This window comes from Sinorhizobium fredii (assembly GCF_002944405.1).
GTDB lineage: Bacteria > Pseudomonadota > Alphaproteobacteria > Rhizobiales > Rhizobiaceae > Sinorhizobium > Sinorhizobium fredii_C.
This window is the reverse complement of record NZ_CP024310.1, coordinates 683,492-696,939: the sequence shown is the minus strand read 5'-3', so window position 1 is coordinate 696,939 and position 13,448 is coordinate 683,492. Positions and strand designations below refer to the sequence as shown.

Annotated in this window: 14 protein-coding genes; 9 read left to right on the top strand and 5 right to left on the bottom strand. The window is 62.4% G+C overall.

The window, feature by feature from the left end:
- Positions 1 to 200: 200 nt before the first annotated feature.
- The 5 genes from cyoA (at position 201) to NXT3_RS26985 (ending at position 5,404) form a co-directional block, all read left to right on the top strand.
- Positions 201 to 1,361 (top strand): ubiquinol oxidase subunit II, encoded by a 1,161-nt coding sequence (gene cyoA / locus NXT3_RS27005; protein WP_097525865.1) that lies wholly within the window; start codon positions 201 to 203, stop codon positions 1,359 to 1,361.
- A 36-nt stretch (positions 1,362 to 1,397) separates the two neighbouring features.
- Positions 1,398 to 3,401, top strand: coding sequence for a cytochrome o ubiquinol oxidase subunit I (gene cyoB, locus NXT3_RS27000; RefSeq protein ID WP_104841029.1), 2,004 nt, complete (start codon positions 1,398 to 1,400; stop codon positions 3,399 to 3,401).
- 4 nt (positions 3,402 to 3,405) lie between these two features.
- Positions 3,406 to 4,035, top strand: coding sequence for a cytochrome o ubiquinol oxidase subunit III (cyoC, locus tag NXT3_RS26995; RefSeq protein WP_037419289.1), 630 nt, complete (start codon positions 3,406 to 3,408; stop codon positions 4,033 to 4,035).
- Positions 4,032 to 4,433 carry a cytochrome o ubiquinol oxidase subunit IV gene (gene cyoD, locus NXT3_RS26990; RefSeq protein WP_097539025.1) on the top strand — a complete coding sequence of 134 codons (402 nt, stop codon included), beginning with the start codon at positions 4,032 to 4,034 and terminating at the stop codon, positions 4,431 to 4,433. The genes cyoC and cyoD overlap by 4 nt, the downstream gene beginning before the upstream one ends.
- A 209-nt stretch (positions 4,434 to 4,642) precedes the next feature.
- Positions 4,643 to 5,404 carry an SURF1 family protein gene (locus NXT3_RS26985; RefSeq protein WP_104841028.1) on the top strand — a complete coding sequence of 254 codons (762 nt, stop codon included), beginning with the start codon at positions 4,643 to 4,645 and terminating at the stop codon, positions 5,402 to 5,404.
- Between the two features lie 15 nt (positions 5,405 to 5,419).
- On the opposite strand, the gene NXT3_RS26980 is transcribed toward NXT3_RS26985, so the two are convergent.
- From NXT3_RS26980 to NXT3_RS26965, 4 genes are all read right to left on the bottom strand, one after another.
- Positions 5,420 to 6,118: a class I SAM-dependent methyltransferase gene (locus tag NXT3_RS26980; RefSeq protein WP_104841027.1), complete on the bottom strand. Its 699-nt coding sequence runs from the start codon at positions 6,116 to 6,118 to the stop codon at positions 5,420 to 5,422.
- Between the two features lie 150 nt (positions 6,119 to 6,268).
- The gene (locus tag NXT3_RS26975; RefSeq protein WP_104841026.1) at positions 6,269 to 6,799 is read right to left on the bottom strand and encodes a DUF992 domain-containing protein; all 531 of its coding nucleotides are present in this window, start codon (positions 6,797 to 6,799) and stop codon (positions 6,269 to 6,271) included.
- A 221-nt stretch (positions 6,800 to 7,020) separates the two neighbouring features.
- Entirely contained in the window at positions 7,021 to 7,617 is a 597-nt protein-coding gene (locus NXT3_RS26970; RefSeq protein ID WP_097525860.1) for a DUF922 domain-containing Zn-dependent protease, read from the bottom strand.
- A gap of 92 nt (positions 7,618 to 7,709) precedes the next feature.
- On the bottom strand, positions 7,710 to 8,162 hold the full coding sequence (locus tag NXT3_RS26965) for an Lrp/AsnC family transcriptional regulator (protein ID WP_097525859.1): 453 nt from the start codon (positions 8,160 to 8,162) through the stop codon (positions 7,710 to 7,712).
- 131 nt (positions 8,163 to 8,293) lie between these two features.
- Here NXT3_RS26965 and NXT3_RS26960 point away from each other — a divergent pair, with 131 nt between their 5' ends.
- Positions 8,294 to 9,343: an ornithine cyclodeaminase gene (locus NXT3_RS26960; protein ID WP_104841025.1), complete on the top strand. Its 1,050-nt coding sequence runs from the start codon at positions 8,294 to 8,296 to the stop codon at positions 9,341 to 9,343.
- Positions 9,344 to 9,384: 41 nt separating this feature from the next.
- Here NXT3_RS26960 and NXT3_RS26955 read toward each other — a convergent pair whose 3' ends face one another.
- Entirely contained in the window at positions 9,385 to 9,546 is a 162-nt protein-coding gene (locus tag NXT3_RS26955) for a hypothetical protein (RefSeq protein ID WP_104841024.1), read from the bottom strand.
- A 228-nt stretch (positions 9,547 to 9,774) separates the two neighbouring features.
- On the opposite strand from NXT3_RS26955, the gene NXT3_RS26950 reads away from it, so the two are divergent.
- The 3 genes from NXT3_RS26950 (at position 9,775) to NXT3_RS26940 (ending at position 13,446) form a co-directional block, all read left to right on the top strand.
- Positions 9,775 to 11,313, top strand: a complete 1,539-nt coding sequence (locus tag NXT3_RS26950; RefSeq protein WP_104841023.1) for a M10 family metallopeptidase C-terminal domain-containing protein — start codon at positions 9,775 to 9,777, stop codon at positions 11,311 to 11,313.
- Between the two features lie 344 nt (positions 11,314 to 11,657).
- The gene (locus NXT3_RS26945; protein WP_104841022.1) at positions 11,658 to 12,266 is read left to right on the top strand and encodes a TetR/AcrR family transcriptional regulator; all 609 of its coding nucleotides are present in this window, start codon (positions 11,658 to 11,660) and stop codon (positions 12,264 to 12,266) included.
- A gap of 40 nt (positions 12,267 to 12,306) precedes the next feature.
- Positions 12,307 to 13,446 carry an efflux RND transporter periplasmic adaptor subunit gene (locus NXT3_RS26940; RefSeq protein WP_097525854.1) on the top strand — a complete coding sequence of 380 codons (1,140 nt, stop codon included), beginning with the start codon at positions 12,307 to 12,309 and terminating at the stop codon, positions 13,444 to 13,446.
- The last annotated feature ends 2 nt before the right edge of the window (positions 13,447 to 13,448 follow it).

Below are 13,448 nucleotides of genomic sequence, written 5' to 3'. Positions count from 1 at the left end.
CATATCAAGTCTTGAATTGCGAAATTGCGGCTTGCCGTAGTAAAAATCCGGGTCCTCCGGGACACGATCACCGGCAGCCGACATGCCTCGACTCTACGCCGCAATGCACAAGAATGCTGCGGTGCGACCAAAAACCTCATACCGTTTGACTCACTCCTACTTTAGTCGCAGGGCGGTCGTCATCAGAAAGGGCTCAGAAAATGTCAGCATTTCTGAAGTTTCCCCGCCGCTTCGCCCTCGTGCCGCCGCTGCTGCTGCTTGCGGGCTGTGATCTCGTGGTCATGGCGCCCTCCGGCGACATAGCGACGCAACAGCGCGATTTGATCGTGATTTCCACGGTCCTGATGCTGCTGATCATCGTGCCGGTCATCTTCCTGACGCTTCTCTTCGCCTGGCGATACCGCCGGTCGAACACCAATGCCACCTATGATCCGGAATGGCATCATTCGACCGCGCTCGAAGTGGTGATCTGGTCGGCACCGCTCGCCATCATCATCGCGCTCGGCGCCGTCACCTGGATCAGCACCCACAAGCTCGATCCATACCGGCCGCTCGACCGGCTCGACGCCGCGCGGCCGATCCCGGCAGACGCGAAGCCGCTCACAGTGGAGGTCGTCGCGCTCGATTGGAAATGGCTGTTCTTCTACCCGGACCAGGGCATAGCGACCCTCAACGAGCTCGCCGCACCGGTGGACGTGCCGATCAATTTCAAGATCACCGCATCCTCGGTGATGAACTCATTCTACATCCCCGCCCTGGCCGGCCAGATCTACGCCATGCCGGGCATGCAGACGAAGCTGCATGCAGTCATCAACAAGCCTGGCGAATACGACGGCTTCTCGGCCAATTTCAGCGGCGACGGCTTCTCGCACATGCGCTTCAAGTTCCACGGCGTTGACCGGCAGGGCTTCGACGCCTGGGTCGCCCGCGTAAAATCGCAAGGCACGGCGCTCAACCGCGATGCCTATCTGAAGCTTGAAAAGCCCAGCGAGCGGGAGCCGGTCCGTTATTTCGCCACGGTCGAGGCGGGCCTCTACGACGCGATCCTCAACATGTGCGTGACGGCCGGCAAGATGTGCATGCACGAGATGATGCACATCGACGCCATGGGCGGCGCGGGCAAGGAAAGTGTCGAGAACCGGGGGCGTCTTGAATACGACAACAGGCACGCCCTCGAAGAGGGCGCCGCGGCTGCGACCTTTCCGGCCACCGGAACACCAGCGCGCAGCCAGGCGGAACCGCAGGGTACCGGCGGCGCCAACGAACCGATGCAGCACGACATGCCGGGAATGGGAGGGCACGAGGGGCATTCGATGCCCGACGGGGGCGGCGATCCCGCACCGCCGCAACTCAACCACTAACTCTGGCCGCTTGCGCTAACATTGAACGGGTTTCCCATGTTCTCCGATCCAGATCTCCTGAAGTTCGTCTTTGGCCGGCTGACCCTCGAGGCGATCCCCTATCACGAGCCGATCCTCGTCGCGACATTCGCCGCCGTCGTCATCGGCGGCATCGCGCTCCTCGGCCTGATCACCTATTACCGGTTCTGGGGAACGCTCTGGCGCGATTGGCTGACCAGCGTCGACCACAAGAAGATCGGCATCATGTATGTCATCCTGGCGCTGGTGATGCTGCTGCGGGGCTTCGCCGACGCAATCATGATGCGCCTGCAGCAGGCGATCGCCTTCGGCGGCTCGGAGGGTTACCTGCCGCCGCATCACTACGACCAGATCTTCACCGCCCATGGCGTCATCATGATCTTCTTCATGGCGATGCCTTTCGTCACCGGACTCATGAACTTCGTCGTGCCGCTGCAGATCGGCGCACGCGACGTTTCCTTCCCGTTCCTCAACAATTTCAGCTTCTGGATGACGACCGCCGGCGCGATCATCATCATGCTGTCGCTCTTCGTCGGCGAGTTCGCGCGCACCGGCTGGCTCGCCTATCCACCGCTCTCGGGCGCCGACTACAGTCCCGGTGTCGGCGTCGACTATTACATATGGGGCCTGCAGGTGGCCGGCATCGGTACGACGCTCTCCGGCATCAACCTGATCGCCACCATCGTCAAGATGCGCGCCCCCGGCATGACGATGATGAAGATGCCGGTCTTCACCTGGACGTCGCTCTGCACCAACGTGCTGATCGTCGCGACCTTCCCGGTGCTGACCGCGACGCTCGCGCTGCTTACGCTCGACCGCTACGCCGGCACGAACTTCTTCACCAACGACCTCGGCGGCGATCCGATGATGTATGTGAACCTCATCTGGATCTGGGGCCACCCGGAGGTCTACATCCTCGTGCTGCCAGCCTTCGGCATCTTCTCGGAGGTCGTCGCCACCTTCTGCGGCAAGCGGCTCTTCGGCTACGCCTCGATGGTCTATGCGACGGTGGTCATTACCATCCTCTCCTATATCGTCTGGCTGCATCACTTCTTCACCATGGGCTCGGGCGCCAGCGTCAACGCCTTCTTCGGCATCACGACGATGATCATCTCGATCCCAACCGGCGCGAAGATGTTCAATTGGCTCTTCACCATGTATCGCGGTCGCATCCGCTACGAGGTGCCGATGCTGTGGACCGTCGGCTTCATGGTGACTTTCGTCATCGGCGGCATGACCGGCGTCCTGCTCGCCGTCCCGCCGGCCGATTTCGTGCTGCACAACTCGCTGTTCCTCATCGCCCACTTCCATAACGTCATCATCGGCGGCGTCGTCTTCGGGCTGATGGCCGGCGTCTACTACTGGTTCCCGAAGGCCTTCGGCTTCAGGCTCGATCCGTTCTGGGGCAAGATGTCCTTCTGGTTCTGGCTGAGTGGCTTCTACTTCGCCTTCATGCCGCTCTACGTGCTCGGCCTGATGGGGGTCACCCGCCGCGTCAGCCAGTTCGAGGACCCGTCGCTGCAGATCTGGTTCGTGATCGCTGCCTTCGGCGCCTTCCTGATCGCGCTCGGCATCCTGTCGCTCCTCGTCCAGTTCGTCGTCAGCTTCATCCGGCGCGAAGAACTGCGCGACACGACCGGCGACCCCTGGGATGCCCGCACCCTCGAATGGTCTACCGCCTCGCCGCCGCCGGACTACAACTTCGCCTTCACCCCCATCGTCCACGACCAGGATTCCTGGTGGGATATGAAGAAGCGCGGCCACAGCCGGCCGCTTGCCGGCTTCAAGCCGATCCATATGCCGAAGAACACCGGCACTGGCGTCATTCTTGGCGCGCTCAGCGTCGCCTTCGCCTTCGGCATGATCTGGTACATCTGGTGGCTCGCCGGCCTCTCCTTCGTCGCCATGGTCGCGGTCGCGATCGGCCACACCTTCAACTACGACCGCGATTTCTACATCCCGGCCGATGTCGTCACCGAAACCGAGGGCAAGCGCACCGAAATGCTTGCCAGCGAGGTGTAGGACCATGACCGAGTTTACCGACCACTCCGTACGCGAGGGCCAGGCGCCCACCTTCTATCTGAAGGAGGAGCATCATCCCGAAGGGAGCACGATGCTCGGCTTCTGGCTCTACCTGATGAGCGACTGCCTGATCTTCGCGGTGCTTTTCGCCACCCATGGCGTGCTCGGCCGCAACTATGCGGCCGGCCCCTCGCCTGCCGATCTTTTCGACCTGCCGCTCGTCGCCGTGAACACGTCGATGCTGCTCTTCTCCTCCATTACCTATGGCTTCGCCATGCTGGAGATGGAGAAGGCCAACAGGAACTCGACGCTTGCTTGGATGGCCGTCACCGCCCTCTTCGGCATCGCCTTCGTCGGGCTCGAACTCTACGAGTTCGCGCACATGATTCACGAGGGCGCCGGACCGCAGCGCAGTGCGTTCCTGTCTTCTTTCTTTACGCTCGTCGGCACGCACGGCCTGCACGTGACCTCCGGCATCGTCTGGATGTTCGTGCTGATGGCCCAGGTGGCGAAACACGGCCTGATCGCCGAAAACAAACGTCGCCTAATGTGCCTGTCGATGTTCTGGCACTTCCTCGACGTCGTGTGGATCGGCGTCTTCTCCTTCGTCTATCTGATGGGAGTTCTCGGATGAGCATGCACGCACCGTCGCACGAGGATGCATTTGAAGCCCATCATGGCCACAGCCACGGCCACGACGCCGGCCACGGCACTCTGAAAAGCTACATCACCGGCTTTGTCCTCTCCGTCATCCTGACCGCCATTCCCTTCTGGCTGGTGATGGCCGATGTCCTCGTCAGCCCGGTGTTGACGGCAGTCATCATCATGGCACTCGGCGCCGTCCAGATCGTCGTGCACATGATCTTCTTCCTGCACATGAACACGCGCTCGGAAGGCGGCTGGACTATGATGGCGCTGATCTTCACCATCGTGCTGGTCGCCATCACGCTCTCCGGTTCGCTTTGGGTCATGCATCATCTCGACGTGAACATGATGCCGATGAGCCCCGAGATGATGAGGAACATGCCGTAAGGCAGCGGACGTCCATCTTCTGCCTTGGTTGTCCTTTTTTCTCCTCGGGTTTAGCCCGAGGACTAGCCCTCTCCCCGCGCGCGGGGAGAGGGCCGAGACGGCGCTGCGAGTCTCCTTCGCCCGCTTGCGGGGAGAAGGAGACCGGCAGGCCGGATGAGCGATGAACCCCTTAGGTTAGTTCGTATCCCGAGCCGACACGGCGGCACTCCATGATCAATCCCAAGGACGACACCGCACCCAGCCGTCGCTCCCGGACATCGCTCATTGCGGTGAGCTCGCTCGGCCTCCTGCTGATTGCCGGCCTGCTGGCGCTCGGCACATGGCAGGTCGGACGGCTCTCCTGGAAGAGCGATCTCATTGCCCGTGTCGAACACCGTATCCACGCGGCGCCCGTACCCCCGCCTTCCCGAAGCGATTGGCCGAACGTCAGCCGGGCCCGCGACGAGTACCGGCGCGTACGGGTCCGGGGGCAGTTCCTCTACGACAAGGAGACGCTGGTCTATGCCGCAACCGAGCTCGGGGCCGGCTATTGGGTGATGACCCCGCTCGCGCTCGACGACGGCACGACGGTGCTCGTCAATCGCGGCTTCGTGCCGACCGACAAGCGCGAGGCTTCGTCGCGGATGCAGAGCCAAGTCGAGGTCGATGCGGAGGTGAGGGGCCTGATGCGCATGGATGAACCGAAGGGCTCGCTGCTGCGCTCGAACAGGCCTGAGGAGGAGCGCTGGTACTCCCGGGACGTCGGCGCGATCGCCGCGGCCCGCCGCCTTTCCGGTGTTGCGCCCTATTTCATCGACGCCGATGTCTCACCCAACCCCGGCGGCCTCCCCGTCGGCGGTCTGACACGTGTCGCCTTCCCCAACAATCACCTCGTCTACGCCATCACCTGGTTCTGCCTGGCTCTAATGAGCGCCGCGATGCTGATCCTCTTCTGGCGCTCGGCTGCAAGAGCCAACCGTGACGCGTCGTGAGCAAAGGCGCGCTCCTCACAATCGCTGAAGCAGGTAAAGAACATAGCCGTAGCTGTCGCCGGCCGCTTTGAAGACCTCGATCTCCTTCAATGTCTCCTGCGCGAAGGCCCTGACCGCGGCATCTTCATGACCGGCAAGCGCCGTTGCACGCGGCTCGAGCACTTCGTAGTAGTCGTCGATCCAGGCCGCCTGCGGCAGGGTGCGGGTCCCCAACACGCGGTAGCCCGCCTCTTCGGCGAGGCCGACGTTCTCGGTGGCCAGTTTCATGTCGGGATAGCCGGTACGGAAGAAGTCGCGCGCCGCGGCCGGCGGCACCTCGCTCAACCAGGCGAGTTCGCTGATGACGACGAAGCCGCCAGGACGCAGCGCCGCAGCCCACCGCGCAAGCGCCTTGGCAAAGCCGATATTGTAGGCGGTGCCCTCCGACCAGAGCAGGTCGATCGAAGAGAAAACGGCCGGTATGTCACCCATGTCCATGCAATGCGGCTGGATCAACGACGCAACGCCGGCCTCTTCGGCGCGTCGCCGCAATGCATCGAGGAACGGCTGGTGCGAGTCGACCGCGTGAATCGTCGGGCCGAGCGCCTTGGCCAGCACGAGCGTCTGCAGCCCCGCGCCGTAGCCTGCGTCGACGACGAGGCCAAGCCGGTCCTTCGGCAGGCTATGCAGGGCCCGCAGCGTGTCGGCGTCGCTGCCGGGCCCGAGCTTTGCCAACCCGCCGAAAAGGAGTTTAAGCGGATCGAGAGCAGCAGCCTTGCTTCACCCCGCGTCATGTTCGATCATCATGGTTTCAGTCGATACGACCCTAAACCATGATGATCGAATGGTCGCCGCAAGGCGACCGCGACGAAAGCTTGAGGCCGCTCAATTGACGGAGTTGAGGGTCATCGACGTGCCGGCGGCGGCGACGTTCAGCCCGAGCTGCCCGGTGACGCTGACGGTCTGGAGGTGAATCGAGCCGGACGTGCCGCCGACGAGCACATTAGCACCCACGCCGGCACCGACGGTTGCCTCGGCGGTCGCACCCTTGTAGAGGCCGCTCAGCGAGCCGTGGTGATAGCCGGCCGTCGGCGCGAAGACGGCCCAGAGCAGTCGGCTTCGCATGGTAAAGCCGATATCGACGCCGAGCTTGCGGATTTCGCCGGTATAGCGATCCTCGATCTCATCGCCGCCAAGCGAGCGGAAGACGCACTCGATCTCCTTCGACGATCCGAGAACATAGCCGGCGCCACCGCCGATATCGCATTCCAGATAACCGATCTTGACGCCGTCCTGCTCGTCCAGCGCCGGGGGTGGCGCGGGCTCTCGATAGGGAGCGAGGTCGGCTGCATGGGCGGCGAAGCCGACGAAAGACAGAGAAGCTGCGGAAAAGGCGGCGACAAGATTCCTGTGCATGCATGACTCCCTTCTCGGACCGGCGGAGAGGCTCGCCCTTCCGACACAAATTCAGCATTGGACAGCCCGCATCGCCACGAAAGGTGGACGACGCACGCGTGTAACGCCGCGGCACAGTTCAACTCCATTGAGACAATTCGGGGGCGTGTTTGTGGCCGTCACCAGCTTTTTGCGTGCATCTATTGCGGCTTACGGCGCGCTGCCCCGTGGCGGACGAGCCTCTATCCGCCGTTCACCAGATTGAGGATCAGCTGGTGAACCTTGCCGCCGTCGCTGAGTTCCGCGCGGTCGAAATCTCGGCTCTGCTGGCGCTGGGCGTTGGAGAGCGCCCCGAGCCGCTTGGTCATTTCCGACTTGATCTTGCGGCATTGCGGGTCGGCGGGAACGGTGAGCCCGACAGTTGCGGCCTCGATCTTCTTCACCATGTCCTTGATGAAATCGCCATGCACCAATTCGTGCTCATGGACGCCGTCGATGAAGGTTTCCCAGTGCTCCCGCGTGCCTGCCGGCAGGGGCTTGGAGGGTTTCGGCAGGGTATAGGTGATCGCAAGCTTCGGCAGCGCCGACACGAGAACGCAGGCATCGCCGTGAGCCTCGTATTTTCGCGACCAGGTCAGCTTGAAGCTCGTATGCGCGATGGCGCGCGTTGGCCCGAGCTTCGGACCGTGCTCGCCGATCGATGCATAGAGCTCCGGGCCGGATTGCCCGGTTATCGCGTAGTTCTTCACCGTCTCGACCGCCTGCCAGTCCGCGTTGGCTGGCGAGGACAATGATCCCAGACAGGCCAGCAGGAGAAAGGGCCGATTGCCTGTATTCACGCGATTATTCCCCACCCCGGACTTCCGTTGATTGCGGCCGGAACCTAATTGGCGGGCGCTCGGCTTTCAACTGCCGATATCGTAGGACCCGCTCAAACACTGCTCAGGAGAAGACTGGTTTCGCTGTTGGCGACGCCGTCGATCATCCGCACCTCGCGCAAGATGCGGTCGAATTCGGAAAGGTTCGCAGCGCGAATATTGGCGACCAGGTCCCAATTGCCGTTCGTCGTGTGCAGCTTATGGATTTCGGGAATGCCGCGCAGCTTGCGGATGACCTGGGTCGTCGATTTCCCGACGACCTCGATCATCATCACCGCCTGGACGGTGTTCAGGTCGTAGTCCTCGCGGACACGCACAGTAAACCCCATCAGAGTTCCCGTTTCCAGCAGCCGATCCAGTCGGTTCTGCACCGTTCCGCGCGCGACGCCGAGCGCATCGGACAGCTTGGAGAGCGAAGCCCGGCCATCGACGCGCAGGTGGGCGATGATCCGCCGGTCGAGATCATCCGGCGCGTATTTTGCGGTTGCTCTGTCTGTCGCTGTCATTGGATAAATTGCGCAATCGGGCCGGCAAAATTGCTCAGTGGGATGACGAAAATAGCACAGCTTTGCGCTTTCGACCAGCAGCGCCTGCCATTACTCTCTTGGGATAGCCCGCACATGCAGGAGGAACCGCGATGCTTTCACCGCTCCCGTCAGCCAGGGCGATGGTGCCCTTCGTCAGCGTCGAGAACATGATGCATCTCGTCCACCACCTGGGCATCGAGACCGTTCTGGCGGAGCTCACGGAGGCAATCGAGGCCGATTTCCGCCGATGGGAGAGCTTTGACAAGACGCCGCGCGTCGCCAGCCATTCGCGCGACGGCGTGATCGAGTTGATGCCGACCTCCGACGGCGCCGTCTACAGCTTCAAATATGTCAACGGCCATCCCAAGAACATCGCCGACGGGCTGCAGACCGTGACCGCCTTCGGGCTCCTTGCCGAAGTTTCGACCGGCTATCCGGTGCTGCTCACGGAAATGACGATGCTGACGGCGCTGAGAACCGCCGCGACCTCGGCGATGGCTGCGCGCCACCTGGCACCAAAGGGCGCGCGCACCATGGCGATGATCGGCAACGGCGCCCAGGCCGAGTTCCAGGCACTGGCGATGAAGGCCGTCTGCGGCATCGACACCGTCCGCCTTTACGACGTCGATCCTCGCGCAACCGAGAAGACGGCACGCAACCTGGCTGGCTCGGGCCTCGAGATCGTCTCCTGCACGACCGCCCAGACTGCGATCGAGGGGGCCGAGATCATAACCACCTGTACGGCCGACAAGCAGTTCGCAACGATCCTCACCGACAACATGGTGGGCGCCGGCGTCCATATCAATGCGATCGGCGGCGACTGCCCCGGCAAGACGGAACTGCACCGCGACATCCTGCTTCGCTCGGACGTCTTCGTGGAATATCCGCCGCAGACCCGCATCGAGGGCGAGATCCAGCAGATGGCAGCGGACTTCCCGGTGACCGAGCTCTGGAAGGTCGTGACGGGCGCCGCACCCGGCCGCCGCGATGCAAGGCAGATCACGCTGTTCGACAGCGTCGGCTTCGCCATCGAGGATTTTTCGGCGCTCCGCTACGTGCGCGACCGGCTGTCCGGCACGGGCTTCTATCAAAATCTCGACATGATCGCCGATCCGGACGATCCCCGCGACCTGTTCGGCATGCTGCTACGCGCGAAATAAGCGGACAAACGCAACGACAGCTGGCCTCGCCGCCTACTGCGCTACTGCTTCTTGAGCCGCGCCAGCGCTTCTGCCGCGTCCTTGACCAATGGATGGTCCGGATGGCGCCGGATGAAGCGCTCATAGGCTTCCACGGTATCCTCCGCCCTCACCGTCTCGAACTCCGCCCGGACGGCCGCCTCGTGATCCGGAGGCTTCTGCATGTCCACCCCGCTTGCTTTGGCCGTACCTGACGCTATAGGTGCAACACACAGCGCCGCTACAATCACGGCGGCAAGACACGACAGCAACCTGATGAACGGCACGTTTCTCTCCAATCTTATCGAGTTCGTTACAACAATCGTAGGCATTCGGAGCCTAACGTCGCCGGCACGATCTGCATTTTATGAGCGCGAGACAACGGCCCCGCGCTTTTCTGGTGGGAATTCAGCATGAGCGGTACCGGCAAAACCGGCAAGACCTTGAACACGACCGGCAACAGTTTGATCGACGGCGTGCTGTCGGGCTACGCATGGACCGGGCCGATCACCTATGCCTTCCCGGCATCGAAGAGCAGCTACAGCTATAGCGGCGAGAAGGACAATGGCTTTGCCGCGGTCTCGCAGGCGCAGATAGACGCCGCGCTGTTCGCGATGGAGCAAACCTTCGGCTCAACCGCCAATGACGGCTTCTCCGTCGAGGGCTTCACCAATGCCGACTTCACCTCCGGAAGCGCATCCAGCGCGACAATCCGGTTTGCGCAGTCGACCCTGCCCTCGACCGCCTGGGCGTATCTGCCGGGCGCCTATGCCGAAGCCGGCGACATCTGGTTTGGCAAGACCTATGCCGGCACCATCTACGACTACAGCAAGCCGGTTGCCGGAAACTATGCCTGGCACACGCTCATGCACGAACTCGGCCATGCGCTTGGCCTGAAGCACGGGCATGAACAAGAGGGAGCCTTCCAGCCTCTGCCTGCCCAGTACGATTCGATCGAATATTCGATCATGACCTATAGCGGCTATGTTGGAGCAGGCGAGGGTTACTATTACGAACAATACGGCGCGCCGCAAACGTTCATGATGGCTGACATTGCGGCGCTGCAGGAAATGTACGGCGCGGATTTCAGCACCAACAGCGGCAATACGGTCTACAAGTGGACGCCCAATAGCGGCGCGACGCTCGTGAATGGCGCAGTCGGCATTGCTCCCGGTGCCAATCGGATTTTCGCGACCATATGGGATGGCGGCGGCAACGACACCTACGATCTCTCGGCATATGCAACGGGCCTCAAGATCGACCTGCGTCCAGGCAAGGCCTCGACCTTCAGCATCGACCAGCTCGCCTGGCTCGGTGGCGGTTCCAACAGCGGCTTTGCCGCCGGCAACATCTTCAACGCGCTGCTCTATCACGGCGATACGCGCTCGCTGATCGAGAACGTCAAAGGAGGTTCGGCCGGCGACACCATCACCGGCAATCAGGCGGCCAACCGGCTGTGGGGCAACAGTGGCAATGACACACTGAGTGGCGACTCCGGCAACGATACACTTTACGGCGGCTCGGGCGCCGACAAGCTCTATGGTGGCAACGGCAATGATACTTTGTACGGCGAATCGAACAATGATGTGCTCTATGGCGGTGGCGGCGCCGACAAGCTAACCGGCGTGAGCGGCGCCGACACATTCCAGTTCAAGTCAGTGGCGGACAGCACCGTTGCCACGTCGGGCCGCGATACGATATACGACTTCCTGGCCTCGGCATCCGATCGGATCGATCTTTCCGCAATCGACGCCAACACAACCACCACTGGAAACCAGGCCTTCAGCTTCGTTGGAACCGCCGCTTTCAGCGGCAAGAAGGGCGAGTTGCGCTACGACCGCGCTGCCTCCGACACCTATATCTACGGCGACGTCAACGGCGACAAGAAGGCCGACTTCGCCATCCATCTCGACGATGCCGTGACGCTGCAGAAGGGCTACTTCGTCCTCTAGGGAGAAGGTAAGCCCCGCTCGCCAGCGAAACCCGCTTGCGCGGCCGAGCCCTTGTCTCGCGACGGCGGCGCACTGCCTCGCAAGCGACCTTGCCGGAGGAGCTGACGCTCCTCGGCGGCAATCGGTATTGCCAGTCCTCCGTTAAGAGCGACCATCCGCAGCGCCTCCCGTTTTATCCATCGTACGATTTTGTCTCCGCTCGCTCAGGCCAGATCACCGCAATCGTGCTTCTCCCCAGCCGTCCCTGCACAGCAAATCACGCGGCGCGCACGATTGACAAGTGTCGCCTGCCGGATTATGACTGACGAAATTCGAAAATCGTCACTCATCACGAATGCGAGCCCATGAACGACCCGGCAGAAAGCAGCATCGACACGACCAGGCAGGAAAACATCGCGCGCATTCTCGATGCCGCGGAGCGGCTTTTCCGGCATTACGGCTACACGAAGACGAATGTGGCCGACATTGCGCGCGACCTCGGCATGTCGCCGGCCAACATCTATCGTTTTTTCAGCTCCAAGACGGAGATCCATCAGGCGCTTTGCGCGCGCATGCTGGAGGCGAGCTATCAGCAGGCCTACGAAATTTCCCGCCTCCCCGTGAGTGCTACCGAGCGCCTGCGACGCTACGTGCTTGCACAGCACAAGATGACCGTTGAAACCATGCTCGATGAGCAGAAGGCCCACGAGATGGTCGTCGTGGCGATCGAACAGGAATGGCACGTCATCGAGAAACATCTCGACCGCATCGACAAGCTTCTCGCCGGCATCATCCGCGGCGGCATCGAGGCCGGCGAATTCGCCGAGCAGGACGCTGAGGTTGCCGCCCGATGCTTCGGCGCGAGCATCGTCACCCTCTGTCATCCGCAGATCGTCGCGCAATGTCTGGCGAAGGAGAACCGCCCGACACCCGACGAACTGGTCGAGTACGCCATCAAGGCGCTGAAGAAATAAGGCAGCCGCGCTGCCAGATACCGGATCAGGAGTCCGAACGATGTTTTCACCGAGAGCTTACAATCGGCCGCTCTTCGCCCATGTCCTGGCCCTAGCCGCGCTTGCCGCCATGCTCTCCGGTTGCTCGGAGGAGAAGGCGGAAACGAAGGAGACCATACGGCCGGTCAAGGTGGTCGAGATTGCCGCCACGGGCGAGGCTCGTCGGCTCGATTATTCCGGTACCGTGAAGGCGCGCACCGAGATGAATCTCGGCTTCCGGGTCGGCGGCAAGATCACCGAACGGCGCGTCAATGTCGGCGACCGGGTGAAGCCGGGCGACCTTCTCGCGCGCATCGATTCGACCGACTATGAACTTGCCGTGAGAAGCGCCGAGGCGACGCTCTTCGCCGCCGAAAAGCAGGTGCAGACGACGTCCCTGACGAAGGAGCGGGCCGAGCAGCTCTTCACCAGGTCTTTTTCCTCGAAAGCCGAGCTGGACCAGGCGGCTTTGCTCTATGATCAGGCGGTCTCCACGCGCGACGCGGCCGCCTCGAGCCTGAGCCAGGCGAAAAACCAGGTCACGTATGCGGATCTCAAGTCGGACCAGAACGGCATCGTGACGGCGATCAATGCTGATGTCGGCCAGGTCGTCGGCACCGGCACCCCGGTCGTGACCGTCGCCGTCGACGGCGAGAAGGAGATCGAGGTGGCGGTTCCGGAAATGGACATTGCCGAGTTCAAGCCGGGCAAAACGGTCGAAGCGCGCTTCTGGTCGAACGACAGGCTGACCCTTGACGGCCATGTGCGCGAAGTCTCGGGCAGCGCGGATCGGCAGTCCCGGACATTCTCGGTACGCGTGAGCCTGCCTAGCGATTCCCGTATTCTGCTCGGCATGACCGCGACCGTCGAGGCCGCGGCCGCCGGTTCAGAGAGCCTCGTCGCCATTCCCCTGAGCGCGCTTGCGCAGAAAGACGGAAAGGACATCGTCTGGGTGGTCGATCGCGGCGCCTCGACCGTGCATGCCCGCCCCGTCCGGCTCGTCGACTATGCCGGCGAACAGGTGCGCGTCGCCGAAGGGTTGCGGCCGGGCGATCTCGTCGTCGCCGCCGGCACGCAATTCATGGCCGAAGACCTGAAGGTCAAGCTGCCCCTCGCCGAGCAGCAATCGGCCCGCGCAGAAACGGGCGAAATCGTCCGCTAAGA

What these genes read in the sequence shown, in the direction of transcription:
- cyoA (WP_097525865.1), top strand. Translation starts at nt 201, where the DNA reads ATGTCAGCATTTCTGAAGTTTCCCCGCCGCTTCGCCCTCGTGCCGCCG.
- cyoB (WP_104841029.1), top strand. Translation starts at nt 1,398, where the DNA reads ATGTTCTCCGATCCAGATCTCCTGAAGTTCGTCTTTGGCCGGCTGACC.
- cyoC (WP_037419289.1), top strand. Translation starts at nt 3,406, where the DNA reads ATGACCGAGTTTACCGACCACTCCGTACGCGAGGGCCAGGCGCCCACC.
- cyoD (WP_097539025.1), top strand. Translation starts at nt 4,032, where the DNA reads ATGAGCATGCACGCACCGTCGCACGAGGATGCATTTGAAGCCCATCAT.
- NXT3_RS26985 (WP_104841028.1), top strand. Translation starts at nt 4,643, where the DNA reads ATGATCAATCCCAAGGACGACACCGCACCCAGCCGTCGCTCCCGGACA.
- NXT3_RS26975 (WP_104841026.1), bottom strand. Translation starts at nt 6,799, where the DNA reads ATGCACAGGAATCTTGTCGCCGCCTTTTCCGCAGCTTCTCTGTCTTTC.
- NXT3_RS26965 (WP_097525859.1), bottom strand. Translation starts at nt 8,162, where the DNA reads ATGACAGCGACAGACAGAGCAACCGCAAAATACGCGCCGGATGATCTC.
- NXT3_RS26960 (WP_104841025.1), top strand. Translation starts at nt 8,294, where the DNA reads ATGCTTTCACCGCTCCCGTCAGCCAGGGCGATGGTGCCCTTCGTCAGC.
- NXT3_RS26955 (WP_104841024.1), bottom strand. Translation starts at nt 9,546, where the DNA reads ATGCAGAAGCCTCCGGATCACGAGGCGGCCGTCCGGGCGGAGTTCGAG.
- NXT3_RS26950 (WP_104841023.1), top strand. Translation starts at nt 9,775, where the DNA reads ATGAGCGGTACCGGCAAAACCGGCAAGACCTTGAACACGACCGGCAAC.
- NXT3_RS26945 (WP_104841022.1), top strand. Translation starts at nt 11,658, where the DNA reads ATGAACGACCCGGCAGAAAGCAGCATCGACACGACCAGGCAGGAAAAC.
- NXT3_RS26940 (WP_097525854.1), top strand. Translation starts at nt 12,307, where the DNA reads ATGTTTTCACCGAGAGCTTACAATCGGCCGCTCTTCGCCCATGTCCTG.